Annotated in this window: 18 protein-coding genes; 16 read left to right on the top strand and 2 right to left on the bottom strand. The window is 34.8% G+C overall.

Annotation, left to right across the window (positions count from 1 at the left end; genetic code table 11):
* Positions 1-23: 23 nt before the first annotated feature.
* The 12 genes from CAT7_RS09635 (at position 24) to CAT7_RS09580 (ending at position 13,972) form a co-directional block, all read left to right on the top strand.
* Complete coding sequence (locus tag CAT7_RS09635) at positions 24-1,223, top strand: DegT/DnrJ/EryC1/StrS family aminotransferase (RefSeq protein ID WP_007725029.1); 1,200 nt, start codon at positions 24-26, stop codon at positions 1,221-1,223.
* 54 nt (positions 1,224-1,277) lie between these two features.
* On the top strand, positions 1,278-2,495 hold the full coding sequence (locus tag CAT7_RS09630; protein WP_007725026.1) for a glycosyltransferase family 4 protein: 1,218 nt from the start codon (positions 1,278-1,280) through the stop codon (positions 2,493-2,495).
* 39 nt (positions 2,496-2,534) lie between these two features.
* A complete protein-coding gene (locus CAT7_RS09625) occupies positions 2,535-3,824 on the top strand; it encodes an O-antigen ligase family protein (RefSeq protein ID WP_007725025.1) in 1,290 nt (429 codons plus the stop codon).
* 1 nt (position 3,825) lies between these two features.
* Positions 3,826-4,656, top strand: coding sequence for a glycosyltransferase family 2 protein (locus CAT7_RS09620; protein ID WP_007725024.1), 831 nt, complete (start codon positions 3,826-3,828; stop codon positions 4,654-4,656).
* Positions 4,657-4,689: 33 nt separating this feature from the next.
* Entirely contained in the window at positions 4,690-5,751 is a 1,062-nt protein-coding gene (locus CAT7_RS09615; RefSeq protein WP_007725022.1) for a glycosyltransferase family 2 protein, read from the top strand.
* 81 nt (positions 5,752-5,832) lie between these two features.
* On the top strand, positions 5,833-7,293 hold the full coding sequence (locus CAT7_RS09610) for an oligosaccharide flippase family protein (protein WP_007725019.1): 1,461 nt from the start codon (positions 5,833-5,835) through the stop codon (positions 7,291-7,293).
* 45 nt (positions 7,294-7,338) lie between these two features.
* Positions 7,339-8,088 (top strand): YveK family protein, encoded by a 750-nt coding sequence (locus tag CAT7_RS09605; protein ID WP_007725017.1) that lies wholly within the window; start codon positions 7,339-7,341, stop codon positions 8,086-8,088.
* 2 nt (positions 8,089-8,090) lie between these two features.
* Positions 8,091-8,813: a CpsD/CapB family tyrosine-protein kinase gene (locus CAT7_RS09600; protein WP_007725014.1), complete on the top strand. Its 723-nt coding sequence runs from the start codon at positions 8,091-8,093 to the stop codon at positions 8,811-8,813.
* Positions 8,814-8,871: 58 nt separating this feature from the next.
* Positions 8,872-10,692 carry a polysaccharide biosynthesis protein gene (locus tag CAT7_RS09595; protein ID WP_007725011.1) on the top strand — a complete coding sequence of 607 codons (1,821 nt, stop codon included), beginning with the start codon at positions 8,872-8,874 and terminating at the stop codon, positions 10,690-10,692.
* A gap of 85 nt (positions 10,693-10,777) precedes the next feature.
* Positions 10,778-11,737 carry a glycosyltransferase family 2 protein gene (locus CAT7_RS09590; RefSeq protein WP_007725008.1) on the top strand — a complete coding sequence of 320 codons (960 nt, stop codon included), beginning with the start codon at positions 10,778-10,780 and terminating at the stop codon, positions 11,735-11,737.
* A gap of 192 nt (positions 11,738-11,929) precedes the next feature.
* Positions 11,930-13,321 (top strand): dihydrolipoyl dehydrogenase, encoded by a 1,392-nt coding sequence (gene lpdA / locus CAT7_RS09585; RefSeq protein WP_007725005.1) that lies wholly within the window; start codon positions 11,930-11,932, stop codon positions 13,319-13,321.
* A gap of 105 nt (positions 13,322-13,426) precedes the next feature.
* Entirely contained in the window at positions 13,427-13,972 is a 546-nt protein-coding gene (locus tag CAT7_RS09580; protein WP_007725002.1) for a hypothetical protein, read from the top strand.
* A gap of 451 nt (positions 13,973-14,423) precedes the next feature.
* On the opposite strand, the gene glmS is transcribed toward CAT7_RS09580, so the two are convergent.
* On the bottom strand, positions 14,424-16,232 hold the full coding sequence (gene glmS / locus CAT7_RS09575; protein WP_007724999.1) for a glutamine--fructose-6-phosphate transaminase (isomerizing): 1,809 nt from the start codon (positions 16,230-16,232) through the stop codon (positions 14,424-14,426).
* A gap of 397 nt (positions 16,233-16,629) precedes the next feature.
* Between glmS and CAT7_RS09570 the strand changes: the two genes are divergently transcribed.
* The 4 genes from CAT7_RS09570 (at position 16,630) to CAT7_RS09555 (ending at position 21,894) form a co-directional block, all read left to right on the top strand.
* Positions 16,630-18,090: a PTS mannitol transporter subunit IICB gene (locus CAT7_RS09570; RefSeq protein ID WP_007724991.1), complete on the top strand. Its 1,461-nt coding sequence runs from the start codon at positions 16,630-16,632 to the stop codon at positions 18,088-18,090.
* A gap of 83 nt (positions 18,091-18,173) precedes the next feature.
* A complete protein-coding gene (locus CAT7_RS09565; RefSeq protein ID WP_331279836.1) occupies positions 18,174-20,282 on the top strand; it encodes a BglG family transcription antiterminator in 2,109 nt (702 codons plus the stop codon).
* Positions 20,283-20,303: 21 nt separating this feature from the next.
* The gene (locus tag CAT7_RS09560) at positions 20,304-20,744 is read left to right on the top strand and encodes a PTS sugar transporter subunit IIA (protein ID WP_007724986.1); all 441 of its coding nucleotides are present in this window, start codon (positions 20,304-20,306) and stop codon (positions 20,742-20,744) included.
* 1 nt (position 20,745) lies between these two features.
* Positions 20,746-21,894, top strand: coding sequence for a mannitol-1-phosphate 5-dehydrogenase (locus CAT7_RS09555; protein ID WP_007724984.1), 1,149 nt, complete (start codon positions 20,746-20,748; stop codon positions 21,892-21,894).
* Here CAT7_RS09555 and CAT7_RS12430 read toward each other — a convergent pair.
* Positions 21,866-22,055: hypothetical protein (locus CAT7_RS12430; RefSeq protein ID WP_007724983.1), on the bottom strand; the 190-nt coding region annotated here is incomplete at its 5' end. The two genes, CAT7_RS09555 and CAT7_RS12430, sit on opposite strands and share 29 nt — an antisense overlap.

Genomic DNA, 22,055 nt, shown 5'->3' with positions numbered 1-22,055 from the left:
AGCGATAGGAAGAAGGGAAGTCTATGATAAATCATGAGCGGATTTTATTATCTTCACCACATATGTCTGGAAAGGAACAACTATACATTAAAGAGGCGTTTGATTCTAACTGGATCGCTCCTTTAGGTCCGAATGTCACTAATTTCGAACTAGAACTGGCTCGGTATACCAATAAAAAAGGAGCTTCGTTAACAAGTTCTGGTACTGCAGCTATTCATTTAGCTCTTGCTTGTTTAGGGATAGAAACAGGAGACAGCGTGTTCTGTTCAAGTTTTACTTTTATTGCAAGTGCTAATCCAGCATTGTATTTAGGAGCTGAATTAACGTTTATCGATTCTGAACCTAGCAGTTGGAACATGTCACCGCAAGCATTAGAACGTGCATTGTTTGATGCAAGTAAAGCCAACCATTTGCCAAAAGCGATTATTGTTGTAAATCTTTATGGACAAAGTGCTGATATGGAACTATTACTGAACGTTGCAGATTTGTTTGGTGTTCCCATTATTGAGGATGCAGCAGAATCGTTAGGTGCAGAGTATAAAAATAAAAAAAGTGGAACATTTGGGAAAATTGGAATCTATTCTTTTAATGGCAATAAAATTATTACTACTTCTGGCGGAGGAGCAATTGTTAGTGATGATGAAGAATTGTTAGATAAAGCTTTCTTCTTAGCAACTCAAGCAAAAGATGCAGCACCTTATTACCAACATTCACTGGTTGGCTATAATTACCGCATGAGCAATGTGCTAGCTGGAATTGGAAGAGCTCAATTACAGGTCTTGGATGAACGAGTTGAAAAAAGGCGAGAAATTTTTCAAAACTACTATAGCGAATTAAATTCCATTGAAGAAGTTCATTTTATGCCTGAACTCAAACAATCGAAATCCAATCGCTGGTTGACAACATTAGTGATTGATCCATTTATGACGAACGTTAGTCCTTTTGAATTTATGGACAAAATGAACCAGGCAAATATCGAAACGCGTCTTTTATGGAAGCCACTTCACATGCAACCCTTATTTAAACATACGAAATTTTATAAGCATAATGAAAGAACACCTGCTGTATCTGAATTACTATTTGCGATGGGCATCTGTATTCCTTCCGGCTCTAATATGACGGAAGAAAACCAATTTAGAGTTATCGATCAGATGAAAAAAATCCTTTCACCGGTTGATCAAGCACCCGTTTTACGGAATAAAGTGTATGTTAGTCAAGTTTAAGTTTATGAAAAAAGGAAAGGAATTTAGTAAATAAACGGTTTGGAGGATTCAATTATGGATAAAGTATTGATTTTAGCATCAATTGCTCCGATGATAGAAGGCTTTAATAGACCGAATATAGCGTTGTTGCAAAAAGAAGGGTATGAAGTTCACGTTTTAGCAAATTTTAAAGATGAAAATACTGAAGCACATGAACGAAATAAACGGTTTAGAAACCAATTACAACTTCAAGGTGTAACTGTATTCGATATCGGTATTTGCCGTAATCCATTTAAAGTAATGAACTATAAAGCCTATAAAGAAATCAAGCAAATTATTGATCGAGAAGCTTATGCGTTTATTCATTGTCATTCACCAATTGGAGGAGTTCTTGCCAGACTTGCTGCCAGAGAAGCACAAAAAAGAACGACTAAAATTATCTATACTGCACATGGGTTTCATTTTTTCAAAGGGGCACCATTGAAAAATTGGATGATGTATTATTCAGTTGAAAAGTGGTTATCTAAGTATACCGATTGTTTAATAACAATCAACGATGAAGATTATCATGTAGCTCAAAATAAACATTTTAGAGCTAAGAAAATTGAAAAAATTAATGGAGTAGGAATCAATAAAACGATATTTAAGCCAATTGATACAGAATTAAAAAATCAGCGAAGAAGTTTACAAGGGTATGAGAAAGAAGATTTCCTTTTGATATATGTTGGCGAATTGAGCAAAAGAAAAAACCAACAGTTAGCTATCTCTATGATGGGAAGAGTCGTTCAAACGTTACCACAAGTTAAGTTATTGTTGGTTGGAGATGGTGAATTAAGAGAGCAATATGCTCAACAAATTAAAGACTTACACTTAGAAAAAAATGTATTTTTACTTGGGTTTAGGTCAGATGTTGATAAGTTGATGAGTATCTCTGATCTCGTCCTTTCTACTTCTAAACAAGAAGGCTTGCCGGTAAACATTCTAGAAGCTATGGGAACAGGATTGCCAATCATAGCCACTGATTGCAGAGGAAATCGTGATTTAATCCATCACGGTAAAAATGGTTATCTAGTAGGGTTAGAAGATGAAGAACGTTTGGCTAGTTATGTAGACATACTTTACCATTCTAATAGCTTAAGAGATGACTTTGGTCTGAAAAGTTTAGACTATCTTGAGAAGTATTCCATTCAGTCTGTTATGAGCCAAATGACTCAAATCTATCAAATTGTAAATTACACACCAGATTCATCACTCATCAACAGTAAAGAAACAGTAAAAGCATTGATCAAATGAGTTTCCTATAAAAAGTGGGTCTTATTGGAGGTGAAAAGTGTGGTCGCAAACTCTTTAACGTTAGAAAAAAAACGAGTGACATCAACAGTAATGGTGACGGTATTTTTGATGTCTGTCTTTTTAAATCAATCAAATGTGTTATTTGGAATCAACCTATCGTTATCTGATTTTTTAGTTCTAGGATTAGTAATCAGTTTGATTATGAAGCAAGAACTAAGTTTACCTCTTATGCACATTATAGTGTTTAGCGCTTTTTCAATTCTTATTTTATTTCACTCCTTATTCATCATTCCTAATCAATATATGATTGCAGCCGATCCATTAGCCACTCTAATCGATTATACCAAGCTGCTAGTCGTCTTCCTATACTACACCATTGGTTTTAACCTTTCCCGCTTAAAATTAACAGCAGTTTTTCTAAAAGGGTTTGTAGTCGGATCCGTTGGAATTGGCTTCATTGGTATTTTAATTTCGTTTATTCCAATTCCTTATTTATCTTCAATCATGTTATTTGGAGAAAGCCGGTTGATCGGTTTTATGAATGATCCAAATTTTTTCGCAGTGATTCAATGTTGTGCATTAAGTATTTTGTTAAGAATGAAACCACTAAACAGTGTCATTCGAATTGGTGCAATCGGAATCATTCTTCTATCAATCATTAGTTCTGGATCAAAGTCAGCGATTATCTTAGTCGCTCTTTACAGTGGATACTTTTTGGTAGGGAAACTCGTGAAAATGGAAAAAACAACTCCTTTAAAAGTAGTAAGTTCACTCTTTTTGGTTTTAGGGGTGTCAGCGATCATTCGAAATCTTTTGACCTACACGGATGAATTGATGGCATTGATTGTCAGTCGATTCCCAATTTTTTCAAGAGTAGAATTGTTGTTTACTGATTTTTCTTCAGCCGTTTCTGATGGCGGATCAGGAAGAACGCAAGTTTGGGAAACGGCAATGCACATGATAGATTCTGCTCCATTATTAGGAATTGGATTAGGCAATTATATTCCAATTGCCAATCAATTTGTTCACAATCCAAATGTTGCTCATAACACCTATCTTCAGCTTGCTGCAGAATGGGGAATTGTGTTGACTGCTTTATTCTTTTTATATGTCGGTTCAACTCTACTCAACAATAGGAAAAATAGTTTTGAAAATGACCAAGAGAATCAAAATAGACAAATGATTCGAGATATTCTAATTATCTTTTTAATTGCTTCTGTATCGATATCATTAAACAATGCCCGGATCTTTTGGTTAGTACTAGGAATGAGCGTCTTCCAAACGAAATATAACCGTCCATTGAAACAATCATTTAAAGGAGAAGATTAACATGAAAGTATCCGTTGTAATGGGCATTTATAACTGTGAAAAAACATTAAAAGAAAGTATCGATTCACTGCTAAACCAATCATATGAATTTTTTGAAATTATATTATGTGAAGATGGTTCAAAAGATAACACCTTACAAATTGCAAAAGAATATGTACGAAACTATCCGAAAAAAATAAGATTGATCCAAAATGAAACGAATAAAGGTCTAGCTTACTCTTTAAATAGATGTATCGCCATTTCAAAAGGCGAATACATTGCACGGATGGATGCAGATGATATTTCTCATAAAGACAGATTTGAAAAACAAATGAGTTATTTAGAATCACATCCAGAATGTGCTTTAGTGGGTAGCCAAGCTTTTCTATTTAACGATAATGGCATTTGGGGAATACGAAAAACAAAAAGTGACCCGTTTAAAAAAGATTTTTTGTTTGGTTCACAGTTTATTCACCCAACAATCATCATCAAAAAAGCAATTCTTAATCAAATTGGAAATTATGCTGTTTCAAAAGCGACATTAAGAGCAGAAGATTACGACTTATTTATGCGATTATACGCTGCGGGATATGAAGGCCACAATATGCAAGACATCTTACTCAATTACAGAGAAGATGGCACAACCTTTAAAAAGAGAGCATTCAAATACAGATTGGATGAAGCTAAGGTACGGTATGACGGTTTCAAAAAAATGAAACTGCTGCCTCTAGGATTACTGTATGTTCTCAAACCATTAATTGTAGGCTTGATCCCTCAAAAAGTACTCATGTTGTTCCGGCATGAAAGTTTAGAAAGCAACCAGTTTGATGAAACAAATCACCCAACTGTTTAAACAAATTATCTTTTTTAAGAAAGGAGTACTACTATGGTTGCTGTGTCTATTATTATGCCAATCTACAATGTCGCTGATGCATTAGGGAAATCGATTCAAAGTTTATTGGACCAAACTTATCAAGACTTTGAATTAATTTTAGTCAATGACGGATCAACAGATAGTTCGGGCCGTATTTGTGATGAATTCCAAAGAAAAGACAGCCGTATATTAGTCGTTCATCAAGAAAATGCCGGTTCTGGATTTGCTCGAAATGCTGGACTTGACCAAGCAACTGGAGAGTACATTTATTTTTCTGATCCTGATGATTACGTAGAAGCTGAATTGATTGAAGAAAATTTGAAAATTGCATTGGAAAATCAAGCCAATATGGTCGTATTTGGTTATTATTTTGAAGAAATGAATTCAAGAAAAAAAATTAAAAGGACTACTCAGCTTCCAACGTTATCTGTCGTAACTACAAAAGAGGATTTTAGAAAAAGTTTCAGAGCATTTCAAGGTTTAGATTCCAATGTGTTGTGGAACAAACTGTATAAACACCTTTATTTACTTGAAAATAATTGCCGTTTTACGGACCAAAGAGTCGGTCAGGATGCGTTGTTCAATCATTTGGTTTATCGAAATTTAGAGTCCGTTTACTTTAATCAAATACCTTATTATCATTACGTTTCGCGAATGGGATCAGCAATCAATCGTTACCATCCAGACCGCTTTCTTTTAGAATACAATATTGCAGAACACTTTGAAAAATTAGTGGTGTATTGGCAACTGGATAAAACTTACCATGATTTAATTAGTTTAGCTTACTGGAGAACACTGTATGTAGAATTAAATAATTTAGTTTTAGAAGATTGCCCCCTTGATAATCATCAGAAAGAACAACACGTAGCCTTCATCATACAACACCCCAAAATTCATGAAATGTTATTTTCTGAAAATTCAGGATTGGAAAGAAAATACCATATCCAGTTATTGATTCTCTTGCTAAAAAATGCAAGATACCATCTAGCCTTAAGAGTTATGCGAGCTAAAATACAATTCAGTAAGAATTATCATCATACATTTCTTGCCTTAAAAAAGATAACAGGAGATTGAACAGGCAAAAAAAACGATATTATTTAATGAAAGGGGTCTTTATTCAATAAGGCTAAGTCAATAAAACTGAGGTGCTTAAAAATGACATCAAGTGTTGGGAAAAATTTATTTTATCAGTCATTATTTCAAGGTATCAGAATTTTAATGCCCATTGTAACCATTCCAATTATTTCTAAAGCGTTGGGCGCTCATGGTATCGGAATCTATTCCTTTACCAATTCGATAGCCGAATATTTTATCTTACTATCTGGTTTAGGTATCACATTGTATGGAAATCGCGAGATTGCAATGGTTCGAGAAGATAAAGAAAAATTAAACAAAACGTTTTCTGAATTAATCAGTTTAAAATTAGTGACAACTGTGGTTTCGTTCATCCTCTATTCAGTTGTGGTAATAGTTTTTCTTCACAGAGACTTTCTCTATTACATTATTCAATCGCTGCACATTATCGCAGTGTTGTTTGATATCTCTTGGTTCTTTATGGGAATGGAAGATTTTAAAAAGGTTAGTTTAAGCAATTTAGCGGTTCAAACAGTTGTCTTTTTTGGAATTGTCTTTTTTATTAAAGAGTATAGTGATTTACCGCTCTATCTGTTGTTGCAAGCATTAGGAAATCTTTTTTCACAGTTAGTGATGTGGGGATTTATCTATAAAAAAATCTCGTTCAGGTTTGTTCCTATTAAACAAATGATGAGGCATTTGTTCCCAATGGTGGCTTATTTCTTCCCTCAAATAGCGGTTATTTTTTACACGACATTAAGTAAAACGATTTTAGGAGTCTTAGAGAGTCAAACTGCTGTTGGGATCTATACAAATACGCTTAATCTAAGCACGATTATCATTACAATGATCTCAACCATTAATTTGGTTATGCTTCCAAAAATGAGTAATTTGTTTTCAAAAAATAAGATTGATGAAATAAATAAAACCCTTCATAGCTTGATTCATGCTCAATTATTTATCTCTATACCAGCAGCATTTGGTGTAAGTGCCTTAGCAGCAACGCTGGTTCCTTGGTTTTTTGGAAATGATTTCGAGGTGTTGAAGGTTTTCGTTCCTATTATCGCACCCGTTATTATCATTATGCCGATTGGAATCGCTATTAGTAATCAATATTTATTGCCTAGAGGAAACACAAAAATTTATGCTTTTTCTACCTTTGGCGGTGCAGCAATCAGTATTTTGTTGAATTTTACCTTGATTCCACTATTAGGTGTCTTAGGATCTGTTATCACAAGTTTAATAGTAGAAACATTTGTTACGGTATTCCGGCTGATTTATTTAAACAAACAGAATAAGTTCACATTTGATAGTCGTTTGATTTTTAAGATGGTGGTTTCGGCAGCAGCGATGGCCGGAACGATCAAACTGACTACCAATGGAATGGATGATAATTTTGTAACAACATTAGTCCAAATTGTAATCGGAGCTGTAACGTATGGCAGCTGCTCAGTCGCTTTGAAAATCCCCTACTTAAAGGATCTTTTTGTAGTGTTAAAAGAGAAATTTTATCATTCAAAAAGATATAAAGTCAAAAATTAGAACTAGTCACTTTTTGAAATGAACGATTATGAGGAGGAACATAAGATGATGAAGATGATTGGAATGGTAGACTTGTTTAAAATATTAAAGAAACGCTGGTGGGTAATTACACTGTTAATTTTAATGGGAATTGCACTCACAACGCTCTTAACAAACTATTTACTTATTCCTCAATACACTTCTACAACGCAGCTACTAGTTAGTAGAAAAAATACAAACACACAATCTATAGAGTTAGGGGAAATCGAAAAGAATATTCAAATGATCAATACTTACCGAGACATCATAGAAGACCCTGTTGTAATTGACAGGGTGATCAATGAACTAGGAACTGATTTATCTGAAATTGAGCTGCAAAGTAAAATTGATATCATCACTCAAGATGATTCCCAAATATTTGGTATAAAAGTCACGGATTCAGATCCAACTCGTGCGGCAGAGATAGCTAATCTTGTAGCTGCGACATTTCAAGAAAATATAAACGACATCATTAACGTTGAAAATGTAGCGATTCTTTCAAAAGCAAAAGTGAATTCGGATTCGATTTCACCTAATTTAATGTTAAATCAAATCGTAGGCGCATTGGTCGGATTTTTATTAGGGATGATTCTAACCATTATTCTAGAAACGATGGATAAAAAAGTGCATGATGAACGGATTATTACTGAAAAACTTGGCTGGATCCACTTAGGTAATATTACTGAGATGACAAAAGCAGAAGGATCCATTGAAGAAAAACAACCCGTTTTCACTGCACCAGCGAATCAATCTAAAAAAGTTTTGGGAGGAGATTAATCATGTTTAAAAGTAGAAAAAATAATGATTTATACGAAGGAAAAAACTTAATTACCCTAACAAATCCTTCTTCTTTTATTTCAGAAGAATTTCGAACACTTCGAACCAATATTCAGTTCTCAATGATTGATAAAGAATTAAAGACATTGATGGTAACTTCTTCAAGACAAGGTGAAGGGAAATCGACTATTGCCGCTAATTTGGCTATTGTTTTTGCTTCACAAGGAAAAAAAGTGTTACTTGTAGATGCTGATATGCGAAATCCTTCGCTCCATAAGTTATTTAAAGTGGAAAATCAACTGGGGCTGACGAAAATCTTGACAACTAAAGGTAGTCAACTGATCCATCTTGTTCACCAAACACGGCAGGAGAATTTAAGCTTGCTGACAAGTGGTGCTTTACCGCCTAATCCTTCAGAGTTGTTGGCTTCACAACGAATGGCACAGTTTATTGCTTTAGTCAAAAAAGAGTACGATTTGATTATTTTTGATTTACCACCTGTCAATATCGTAACCGATGCACAAGTTATGGGAAACAAAGCAGACGGTACAGTATTTGTCATCCGAAAAGAAGTAGCTGATCTAAGCGATATTTTAAAAGCTAAAGAACTTTTAAACTTAGTACAAGCCAATGTTATAGGAGCAATATTCAATAGCAAAGAACGAATAAAAGGGATGAATGCGAATTATTACTCTAAAGAAAAAGAATTAGAAAGTATTGGCTAAAGTTTTGTGAAAACTAAGTTAATGATTTATTACTTAAAAAATAATAGGAGTGATCAAAATGATTCGAACGATCCTAAATAAAAAAAGTCTTTATATGTTATTAGATAGTTCCGTAATCCTTTTAGCAGGTGTGATAGCTTATTTCTTTTTAAATCCTTATGTAGCACTCCCGATGACCTCTTACTTATTTATGGTTGCTTTTGGAATAGCAGGCTATAGCATTTTAGCTGGCTATTCTGGTATCTGTGCCACTCTCTATCGTTACACAAGCATCAAAGATATGCTAATCATTTTTATTTCGATCACAGTATCGTTTGGAGTAACGACGACCCTTGCTGTTTTATTGTTAGATGAAATGAGTTACAGGTATATTCTATTGATTTACCTTATTTCTTTATTATTAGTCAGTGGAGGACATATCGTTTTTAGAATTTTCCATGACTATAAAACAGGTATATCGCCTGAGAAAAAGACTACTAAAAAAATTCGTACGCTAGTCGTTGGTGCAGGAGACGGCGGAAATTTATTTATAAAGAATATTTTGAAAACATCAACAGATATAAAAGTAGTAGGTATTGTAGATGATAACAAAACTAAACATGGTATGCGGCTATATGGTATCCCAATTTTAGGAAAGGCTTCTGATATTCCAATGTATACAAAAAAATTAGCCGTCGAGCAGATTACGATTGCTATTCCTTCTTTGAAGCCGAAACAGCTAGAGCAAATTTTAGAAATTTGTAACAAAATCAATCTTCCGGTAAATTTAATGCCTTCGATCGAAGATGTGATGAATGGGAAGCTAATGGTTAGTCGCTTCAGAGAAATCGATGTTGTCGATTTACTGGGCAGAGACGAGGTGACATTAGATACTAAACAAATTTCAGAAGATTTATTTGGTAAAACGATTTTAGTCAGTGGTGCTGGTGGCTCGATAGGCTCAGAAATTTGCCGCATTATATCTGATTTTTCTCCTAAAAAGATTATTTTATTAGGGCATGGAGAAAATTCTATCTATCAAATTCATCGCGAATTGAACAAAAAATATGTTGGGAAAATCGAGATCACACCCGTTATAGCAGACGTACAAAATCGACAAAGAATGTTTGATATCATGGAAATGTATAAACCAGACATCGTTTATCATGCGGCTGCTCACAAACATGTACCAATGATGGAATCGAATACATTTGAAGCCTTAAGAAACAATGTGTATGGTACAAAAAATATTGCTGAAGCATCAAAAGCAGCAAAAGTGGGAACGTTCATTATGATTTCTACTGATAAGGCAGTTAATCCACCGAATGTTATGGGTGCAACGAAGCGCATCGCTGAAATGATCGTGACTAGTTTGAATGAAAAAGGACAAACGAATTTTGCAGCCGTACGTTTTGGAAATGTGTTAGGCAGTCGAGGCAGTGTGGTTCCGTTATTTAAAGAGCAGATTAAAGCTGGAGGTCCAGTGACTGTGACCGATTTTCGAATGACACGCTACTTTATGACCATTCCTGAAGCCAGTCGTTTAGTCATTCAAGCGGGTACTTTAGCAAAAGGCGGAGAGATATTTGTTTTAGATATGGGTAACCCTGTTAAAATCGTTGATTTGGCTAAAAAAGTAATCAAATTAAGCGGGTTTAGTAATGATGAAATACCTGTTATTGAAACGGGTATCCGTCCTGGAGAAAAGCTTTATGAAGAATTGCTGATTGCTAGTGAAAACACTGGTGAAAAAGTATACGATAAGATATTTGTAGGAAAAGCAGTGATGCGCTCATTAGAAGAAGTGATGTTGTTTTTGAAAACTTTAGAAGGATGTAGTGAAGCATCATTAAAAGAACAATTGATTTATTTTGCTAAATTGCATCAAGCAGCAGCGTAAAGACAACTAGTTGGATAGTGACATCTAGGAAGGGAACATGGACAAGACTGACTATCCATGATGGAGTGAGAAAGGAGGAGCAGTTATGTTGTCAATCATTGTTCCCGTTTACAACGTTGAAAAAGTATTACGGCACTGTTTAAATAGTTTGCGGTTTCAATCTTACCGAAATATTGAAATTATTTTAATTGATGAAGGATCCACAGACTTGAGTGGTGCGATATGTGATCGCTTTGCACGAGTTGATCCTCGTTTTAAAGTTTTTCATAAAAAGGTGAAGAATTTTTCAGAGGCATTAGATAAGGGTTTGCATATGGCTAAAGGTGAATATGTTAGTTTTATTAACCCTGTTGACCGAATAGATGATCTTATGATTGAAAAACTCTTATTAACCATTATTAAGAATCAAGCTGATATAGTCATAGCCAATTATGGAGAAGAACTAGATAAAGCTGACCAAATGGCAATTGAAGATTCAAATACAGTAATTTGGACAAAAGAAAAAGCGCTAAAAAAAATAACGGATCAATTTAGGCTTCAAAGTTTTTTGTGTAATAAGCTATTCGCAATTGATTTATTTCGTTCTGATCCTGCTCTTGAATTTGATCTAACTGTGGATATTTTTGGAGATTTGTTAATGTCCATTCAATGTATTTTGAAGAGCAAAAAAATTATCTATGATCCTAATTTGCATTATCACTATATTGCTTATAAACATGCGCCTTTTTTTAATGAACTTACAAAAGAAAAACTTTCTGGTCCAAAAACACTATTGAAAATCATCGAACTAACCAAGGGAGTGGAAAAGTTTGATGTTTCGATTATAAAAGAACAGTATGTGAATTATTCAATTCAATTATTGATGCATCTTTTAAATGAAGAAAGCAAAAATTGGCAGCAAATTAAAGAAGCTAAACAAAATCTGTATCACTTTTCATTAAATGAGCTCAGTAGTCAAAAGGTTAAAAAATCCTGTGTTTTAGCTAGGAAAATGACCTATATCTATTTTAATATTTGGAAAATAAGAAGTGAATCATTAGATTAACCAAATGTAGATGCGTTCTTCACATTCAAGTGCACTATAAAAGAAATAATTTTAGGTTTTTTTGAATATTTCTTCACATACTTAGTTGTTTTTCTTGGATTATTCTACTGTTTCGAGTAAAATAGAGATGTGAATCTAGCTATTAACTTGTTGAAATAGTATAGATAAATACTAAGAAGGAGTTGACCTAATTTGGCAACTATTCAAAAAGAAACCGTGATTATTGGAGCAGGACCAGGAGGCTATGTTGCAGCAATAAGAGCAACGCAACTAGGGCAGAAGGTCACTATTATTGAAAAAGAGTCTATTGGTGGGGTTTGTTTAAACGTTGGTTGTATCCCTTCTAAAGCATTGATTACTGCTGGACATCATTTTCACAATGCGCAACATGCAGAAACATTTGGAATTACAACGTCAAATGTTACATTGGATATTACAAAAATGCAGAACTGGAAAGATACAAAAGTAGTAAGCATGTTGACACGTGGTGTTGAAGGCTTATTGAAAAAAAATAAAGTAGAAATTATTCGTGGAACAGCTACTTTTACAGATAAAAATCATTTAACCGTTGAAACTAAAGACGGATCTCAAAAACTTGAATTTAAAAATGTTGTCATTGCTACAGGGAGTTCACCTCTAGCAGTCTCAGAAGTCCCATTTGGCGGACGTATTGTGGATACAACTGGCGGATTGAACATTACTGAACTTCCGAAACGTTTAGTCATTGTAGGTGGCGGATATGTTGCGACTCAATTAGCATTTGCGTTTAACAACTTTGGTTCTAAAGTAACGATTCTTGAAAAAGAAGACAGTATCATCAATTTCTTTGACAAAGATATGGTTAAATTAGTTAAGAAAAGTTACGCCGAAAAAGGCGTTGACGTTATCGAAGGCGTAAATATTACTAAATCTTCACAAATAAATGACGTAGTAACCGTCACTTATGAAAAAAATGGGAAAGAAGAAACAATTGAATCAGATTATGTATTGGTTTCTGCTGGTCGAGTGCCTAATACAGCTAAATTGAATTTAGAAGCTGTTGGTGTTAAATTGTTAGAAACTGGCAGAATTGATGTTGATGACTCTTTAAGAACGGGGGTTGAAGGTGTTTATGCAATTGGAGACATTACTCCAGGACCTGCGTTTGCGCACAAAGCAAGTCATGATGCAAAGATCGTAGCAGAAGTTATTTCTGGTAAAGATTCAGTGGTGAATTATAAAACGATGCCGATTGCGGCTTATACAGAACCTGAAATCGCCACAGTAGGATTAGCTGCTGATGAAGTAAAAGGCAACAAAGAATACAAAGTCAGTAAATTCTCATTAGCAGGGAATGGACGAGCATTATCATTAAATGCGACTGAAGGGTTTGTCCGTATGATCACTGAAGAAAACACAAACAAAATTGTTGGAGCACAAGTTATTGGGGTAAGTGCTGGAGATGTTATTGCAGAATTAGCGCTAGCAATTGAATTAGAAATGGTTGCTGAAGATATTTCATTAACCATACATGCGCATCCATCGCTTGCTGAATCAGTAATGGATACAGCTGAATTAGCTATGGGATTACCTATTCATATGTAAAGGATAAACTAAGGGCTTGAAAGTAAAGGATTTTCTTTACTTTCAAGCTCTTTTGTATTTAAATAACGTTAAAGAGAAAAATGGTAGAAGTCTAAGGAGGATATAATGACTAAGCAACTAAAACAGACTTATCCTAAAAAATGGATTGGGTTGAAACCTGCCCGTTTCAGAAAGTACAAAAATTGGATCAATGCTGTTAAACCAGGAATTTGTGGTACATATGTAGGAGCAGTAATTTTGCATGATGCTTTTAATCAGAAATATGGCATCGATTTAGAAAAAGAAAAATTGATTGCTGGTTTAAAGACGGTTATTGATGATACTTTTGCTTACAAAGGTACTTTTCCTTGGGATGTATGGCATGGATTGAACTGGATGCTAAAAGAAAATGACGATTTTGCAGTTAAAATGCGCATTGTTGCTGAAAAGAAAGTAGTCTCTTTGTTAAGTAGAGAACACCCCATACCGGTGGCAGTGGGTACAGCAACTTTATTTGGAAGTCCTTATAAGAATCATTGGGTAGTGGTTTACGCTTACGGATATAATGAAGAAAATAAACTATTTTTTAAAGCCTATGATAATCATGGACGATATACCGCTATTTTACCGGCCTCTCAAACAATTGGCTGTGTGTGGATAGAACCCGTTTAGTTTATTGGTAGCTTTAAAAGGTTTGATAAGAAATGAGTCGTCTTAATAAATAAATTTTTTATATAGATTAATTAAATTTAGAAAATAGTGCAGAGATGAACGGTTTTTAAGTCGTCTATGCGCTTTTTTGACGGAAATTAGTACGAAATAAGACAATGGAATCAAAAAGCCTAATCGAACTGTAAATTTATTTTTTTGCATGATAGAGTGAGTTCAATTAGGGGTTTTACTGTATCGTGAAACCGTTATGGAGGATACAGTGGAGCTTGGTTTGGTTCTCACTGTATCATCCAAGTCCGTTGCACGATAAAGTGAAGTTGCACTTACACATCACTTAACCGTGCAACTGTTTTAGTAACCGTAAATGATCAAAGAGTGCTTAGGTGTAAAGCCAAAAAAGGTTCATTGCAATTATTTGCAATGAACCTTTTTTGGTACTGAAATGTACTGTTTATTCAACAGTTACGCTTTTAGCTAAGTTTCTTGGTTTATCAACATCGTTTCCACGGTGTAAGCTAGTATAGTAAGCGATCAATTGAGTTGGAATAACACTTACTAAAGGTGTTAATAAATGATGCACTTTTGGCAAGACATATGCATCTTCTGGTTGATCTAAACCATCTAAAGAAATAATCATGCTGTGTGCTCCACGAGAAATAACTTCTTGAGCGTTTCCACGCGTATGTCCAGCAGTGATTTCGTCAGTAATGATTGAGATAACAGGAGTGCCTTCTTCGATTAATGCGATTGTTCCATGTTTTAATTCTCCGGCTGCAAAGCCTTCAGTTTGAACATATGAAACTTCTTTCAATTTAAGTGCAGCTTCCATTACAACATAGTAATCAATACCGCGTCCAATGTAAAAGGCATTACGGCTGATGCTTAAGTGTGTAACAGATAGTTGTTCAAAAATTTCTTTTTCGTCAATGATTGATTCGATAGCTGTAGCGGCAATTCCTAATTCATGAGCAATATCTAAGTCCAAATCAAGTCCTTTTTTGCGACCTGCAAGTTCTCCAAGAATAGCAAGTACGGCAATTTGTGCTGTATAGGCTTTAGTTGAAGCAACTGCGATTTCAGGACCGGCATGCAATAATAATGTATATTTTGCTTCTCTAGAAAGAGTAGATCCATGAACATTTGTTAAAGTTAGTGAAGGGTAGTTTAAATCATTGATTTTCACTAATACTTGACGACTATCAGCAGTTTCACCACTTTGAGATAAGAAAATAAAGAATGGTTTCTCAGTTAGCAATGGTGTATTGTAGCCGAATTCGCTTGATAAATGAACTTCTGTTGGAATATTTGTTAAGTTTTCAAGAATTTGTTTGCCGACCCAACCCGCATTGTAACTTGTGCCACAAGCAATAATGTAAATACGGTCGCTGGCTGTCAATTCTTCAAGAATAGCTGAATCAATTTCTAACTCACCTTTGTCATTTTGGTAGTTTTGCACAATTTTACGCATAACGGCAGGTTGCTCATCAATCTCTTTAGCCATGTAGTGAGGATAAGTACCTTTGCTTAAATCATTTGCATCTAATAACGCAGTATATGAAGCACGGGTGATCACATCACCAGCAAGTGTTTCAATCTTGATATCATCAACGGTCAAAGTAGCAATTTCGCCATCCATCAGTTCGACAAATTGATTCGTCTCTTGAATCATCGCCATAGCATCGCTACAAATAACGTTGAATCCATCTCCTCTACCTAAAAGCAAAGGACTTTTATTTTTAGCTGCATAAACAACATCAGGGTTTTCGTTGTCAATCAATGCTAAAGCGTAAGAACCTTTTAACGCTACGATTGCTTTTTTGAAAGCATCAATCGTTTCTAATCCTTCTTCTTCAACATACCATGCAATCAATTGTACAATAATTTCTGTATCTGTATCGCTATGCAATGTTGTATCTGTCAGGAAAGCATCTCTTACTGCTTTGTAGTTTTCAATTACTCCGTTATGAACAAGGTTAAAACGACCGCTATTTGATTGGTGAGGATGAGCGTTTTCAACACTAGGAACTCCATGAGTTGCCCAACGTGTATGTCCGATACCCGTTTTTGCAGGAACATTATGATCCACTTTTTCTCTTAAAGCAGCAATCCGTCCTTTTTCTTTAAATAAATGCCCTTGATCTTGGTCATCCATTACATAAATACCAGCTGAATCATAACCACGGTATTCTAACATTTCAAGTCCTTGTAATAAAATATCTTTTGCATCTTGTCTTCCAATATAGCCAACGATTCCGCACATGTCTAAATTCCTACTTTCTTTTTCTTAGTAATCTTCCTTGGTGAAAGCAACTTTTTTAGTTTTATTATTGGGTTATCAAAGTTATTCTTGTAGTGTTTTTTTATAATTAATTTAAATTGGTATATACACTAAAAAAGTTATTAATCTGTCAAGCAGGTTAATAATAAAGGAATGAAAATAGAATGTCAACATTTATTTATAAAGTGGTATAATGGTCTATATCAGTTTAGGAAACAACATTAGAGCGTTAACGGTAAGCATTATAAAATGATAACTTACTGTTAACGGTACATTTGACAAACTCATTGTTGCCAAACTCAACACTAGATTCCGTTGTAATCGGATACAAACGAAGATAAACTTAGGTTAACAAAAAAAGATTAAAGGAGGAATTACCGTGGAACAAACACAGAAAAAAGGAACAAAAGCTACTGTCCAACGTTTTGGGAGTTACCTAAGCAGTATGGTTATGCCGAATATAGGTGCATTTATTGCATGGGGTATTATTACAGCCTTATTTATTGAGGCAGGTTGGCTTCCAAATGCTGATTTAGCAACTATGGTTGATCCGATGCTGAAATATTTATTGCCATTATTAATTGGATACACAGGTGGAAGCATGGTATATGGTCAACGTGGAGCTGTTGTTGGAGCGATTGCAACGATGGGAGTTATCGTAGGATCAGGAGTTCCAATGTTTATTGGTGCTATGGCCTTAGGACCTTTGGGTGGATTCTTAGTCAAGAAATTTGATGATATCTTTAAAGATAAAATCAGAGCTGGATTTGAGATGTTAGTTAATAACTTTTCAAGTGGAATTATTGGATTTATTTTATCTGTTATCGCATTTTATGCTGTCGGACCTTTTGTAACAGCGTTAACAAATGCACTTGCAAGTGGAGTTGACTGGGTTGTTAATGCAGGACTATTACCGCTAGCAAATATTTTTATTGAACCCGCAAAAATCCTATTTTTGAATAATGCAATTAATCATGGTATATTGACACCATTAGGAATTGAGCAAGCTGCAGAGACTGGAAAATCAATTCTATTCCTATTAGAAGCTAATCCAGGACCTGGTTTAGGATTATTGTTAGCTTACTCAATCTTTGGAAAAGGTGCTGCTAAAGCTTCTGCACCAGGAGCTATTCTAATTCACTTAATCGGTGGGATTCACGAAATCTACTTCCCGTATGTATTAATGAAACCGGCATTATTCTTATCTGTAATTGCAGGTGGTGTTGCGGGTACATTCACAAATACAATCTTCAATTCAGGTTTAGTAGCAGCGGCATCTCCAGGATCTATCATTGCTGTATTAGCAATGACTCCAAGAGGTGGATACATCGGAGTTCTTCTAGGTGTCATCGTAGCGGCAGCTGTTTCATTCTTAGTGGCTATGGTCATTCTTAAATCTGATAAATCAACAGAAACAATTGAAGAAGACAATTTCTCAGCAAAAGTTCAAGAATCACAATCATTAAAAGCTGAATCAAAGGGAGCAAACAACAGAACAACAGCTCCAACAACTCAAGCAGTGGTTGCAGATGATACTGCAGTTGTCGGACAAAAAGAGATCAAACGCATTATCTTTGCTTGTGATGCTGGTATGGGATCAAGCGCAATGGGAGCTTCTATTATGCGTAAGAAAGTGAAAGATGCTGGTTTAGATATTTCGGTAACCAATTCAGCAATCAGTAATTTAAAAGATGAAGACGGTTTATTGGTGATTACTCAAAAAGAATTAACACCACGTGCTACACAAAAAACACCAACAGCAACTCAAGTTTCAGTTGATAATTTCTTGAACAGTCCTAAATATGAAGAAATTGTTGAAACATTAAAAAAACAATCATAAGCATTTTATCTAGACAATAAGATGCAAATAAGTAAGGGATAAAAGCGGTGAGTGCGTATTCACTGCTTTTATCTGTTTAAACTTTGTCTAGAAACGAGATGGAAAAATTGTACATTTCTAAAAGAGAAAAAGAGATCATTGAAGTCTTACTTGAACAAAAGAATGGCGTCACAGTAAATTACTTAAGTGATGAATTAAAAGTCAGTAATCGAACAATCTACAGGGAACTTTCTAGCCTGGAGAGTACGTTGGCTAAGTATCAAATTAAATTGATACGAGAGTCAGATATTGGTTACCGACTTGTTGGAAAACCGGCTTTATTTAAAGAATTACAGCAACACTTGTCTGCTTCTCCAGAAGAATTAACAGCTCAACAACGGCAAAGTATGTTAGTGATTAAGCTATTGATGCAAGAAAAAGAAGTGAAGATGGAATCCCTTGCCATGGATCTTCAAGTCAGTATTAGTACGATTCAAGCAGATTTGATTTCAATTGAGGAAGTATTTAAAGCGTACAAAATTGATATCGAGCGTAAAAAAGCTAAAGGTATTCAAGCAGTTGCATCAGAAAGCAGTCGTCGTTTGATTATTAGTGGTTTAATCCATAGTGAAATCAATGAATATGATTTCTTTCAATTAATGGAAAATGAAACTAAAGGTGACGCCAAAGAGTGGGAGGTTAGCCAAAATCCATTTTTAAAACAATTAAGTAAAGAAGACCTTTACCATGTATACGCAGTGGTTAAACAATTTGGTCAACATTATTTTGATGAAGTCACCGATAGTCAATTGCAGCGTTTAGTCATATTGCTATGTATCTCGATTATGAGGTTACGTGAAGGGCACCAGATTCATTCTTTTGGAGCCACAACTTTATTAGCGGACAGTGATCAAACGAAAAGTATTGAAACAGCAACGGCTGTTTATGATTTTATGCAAAAATTATATGGCATAGCCATTACAAAGGAAGAAATTCAATTTTTAGGTCTCCAAATTCAAGGGTTGAATGTTCCGCTGCGTAATGACTTTCTCTCAGAAGAGTACGATACAGACCTAGGTTATAAAGTGAGGGAATTGATTCGGCTAGTTTCGAATGAATTGGATTGGAACTTCAACCAAGACGAAACTCTTTTTCATGACTTATTAGCACATATTTCAGCTGCCATTAAACGAGCGATTGCCCCAATGCCAGAGAGTAACAACCCTTTACTAGAAAAAATTCTAATGCAGTATAGCGATTTGAGTTCTTCTGTTAAAGAAAAGCTAACGCATATTTTTCCAATGATTCATTTTTTGCCGAATGAAATTGTTTATATTGTCATTCATTTTGCTTCCGCATTTGAAAGACAACCTAAAGTACAAGAATTAAAGGCTCTGGTTATTTGCTCAAGTGGGGTGGGAACAGCTAAAATATTGGAAAGTCGCATTCGTAAATACATTCCAGAAATAACCACTATTGAAATTTCTAGAATATCTAAACTACACCGGATTGATTTTGATGAATACGATTTGATTTTATCAACGATTTTTTTACAAGGATTTGAAACGGAATACAAAGTTGTGACTCCATTGTTAATGGATAACGAAATCAAAAGTATCCAATTGTATATTCGTCAAATTATTTCTGAAAAGAAAAAAAGTAAAGAAAAAAACGAGAAAATCATTCTTACCAATCAAAAAGATGAATCAGAATTTAAAGAATACTATCAAAAGATGTCAATTGCCAATGAGATTTTGGAAAGTTTTGATGTGCAACAAACGGTTGTGTCGCAAGAATTAAGACCCGTTATTTCAGCCATTTGTAAAAATTTGGAAGACCGTGTTTTAACAGATAGTGACCGTATTGTTCATAAATTAATGGATCGAATGGAGTTAGCTCCTATTGGACTTCCTAATACAAATATGGCATTATTTCACTGTATTGATTCAACCATTAAACAACCATTTTTTTCGATTTACGAATTACCAAAAGCGCTTGAAGTACTCGGAATCGATCGGAATCCAATCCAGATGCAGCGAATTCTGATGATGCTGGGCCCAGATCCATTAAGCGAGAGTTCACAAGAAATCTTGGGTTCGATTAGTTCAGCAATTGTTGAGAGTGATTTAACAATGGAAATCTTTAATTCAGGTTCTAAGCAATTGTTAAACAACTATTTAAGCAGTATCTTTTTAGAAAAATTAAAAAAATAAAACTCAAGGAGAGAATCAATTATGGATATTTTAGAATTAACGAGCATTAAATTAAACCAATCATTTAACACAAAAGAAGAGGCTATACGTGCAGCGGGTGAAATTTTAGTAGAAAATGAATACGTAAAAGCAGGATACATTGAAGAAATGCTGAAACGCGAAGAAAATGTAACAACGTATATGGGCAACTTTATTGCTATTCCACACGGAACGGAAAATTCAAAAGACTTAATCAATCAATCAGGTATTTCAATTGTTCAAATTCCAGGAGGAGTAGATTTTGGGACTCCTGAGGAAGAAAAATTAGTAACAGTTGTTTTCGGAATAGCTGGTGTGGGTAACGAGCATTTAGATATCCTTTCACAAATCGCTGTCTATTGTTCAGAAGTCGAGAATGTTGTTAAATTGGCAGACGCATCATCTGAGCAAGAAATAAAAGAATTACTAGAGGGGATTGAATAATATGTTAGCGATTCATTTTGGTGGAGGAAATATTGGTCGTGGATTTATAGGAGAAGTCTTGAATAAAAATGGTTTTAAGATTGCTTTTGTTGATGTGAATAAAGAAATCATCGATGCTTTAAATGATAAAAATGAATATATAATCGAATTGGCTCAAGAAGGGACACCGCAACTCACTGTCAATAATGTTTATGGCATCAACAACGGAACTCACCCAGAAGAAGTCATTGCAGCGTTTGAAGAAGCAGATATCGTAACAACGGCAATTGGTCCGAAAATTTTACCATACATTGCTCCATTGATTGCTAAAGGGATTCAAAAAAGAAGAGCGAGACAATCGATGCAACCAATGGACGTGATTGCTTGTGAAAATATGATTGGTGGTAGTACATTTCTTAAAGAAGAAGTGCTAAAACATTTAGATAATGAAGACATAAGCTATGTGGAACAATACATTGGTTTTCCAGATGCAGCAGTTGACCGTATCGTTCCACTCCAATCTCATGAAGATAAATTATTCGTGTCTGTTGAAGGATATAAAGAATGGGTCATTGATGAGTCTAAATTAAAGAATACTGAGCTGCATTTAGAAGGTGTACATTACGCACCTGATTTAGAACCGTTTATTGAAAGGAAATTATTTACTGTAAATACTGGGCATGCAACGACCGCTTATGTTGGCAAATATGAAGGATATAAGACTATCGATGAAGCGTTAAAAGATGAAAAAGTGAAACAACAAGTTGAAGCTGTACTAGCTGAAACGGGCGCTTTAATGATTGAAAAATGGCAGTTTGATGCTGAAGAGCATAAAGCGTACATTGCTAAAATTCTTTCTCGATTTGTTAATCCATACATTTCAGATGATATAACGCGTGTAGCTAGAACACCAATGCGTAAATTAGGCTATGACGAGCGCTTTATTCGTCCGATTCGAGAAGCAAATGAAAGAGGTCTTGAAACGGAGCATTTGATTCAAACAGTTGCTAAAGCACTGATGTATCGTGATGTTAATGATGAAGAAAGTCAACAAATGGAAAAATTATTGACTAATCAATCTGTTGAAGCGGTCATTCGCGAAGTCACTCAATTAAAAGATGAAGCATTAATTGGGAAAATTGCTAGTGAATATGCTGCATTGTCAAACTAAAAGGCAGAATGAAGAACAGCAATGGAAGATAAAAAAGAGCAAAAGCCGTTGTCATTGTAACGTCGCCATCTAATTGTATTCTTTTACCTTGTAGCAAAAGACCTTCAGTACTGATATTGATTTGACTAATTAACTTGCCAGCTTCCGCAACTTTGTCCCAT

The organism is Carnobacterium sp. AT7, from assembly GCF_000171855.1.
GTDB lineage: Bacteria > Bacillota > Bacilli > Lactobacillales > Carnobacteriaceae > Carnobacterium_B > Carnobacterium_B jeotgali.
This window is presented reverse-complemented; position numbering and strand designations above follow the sequence as displayed.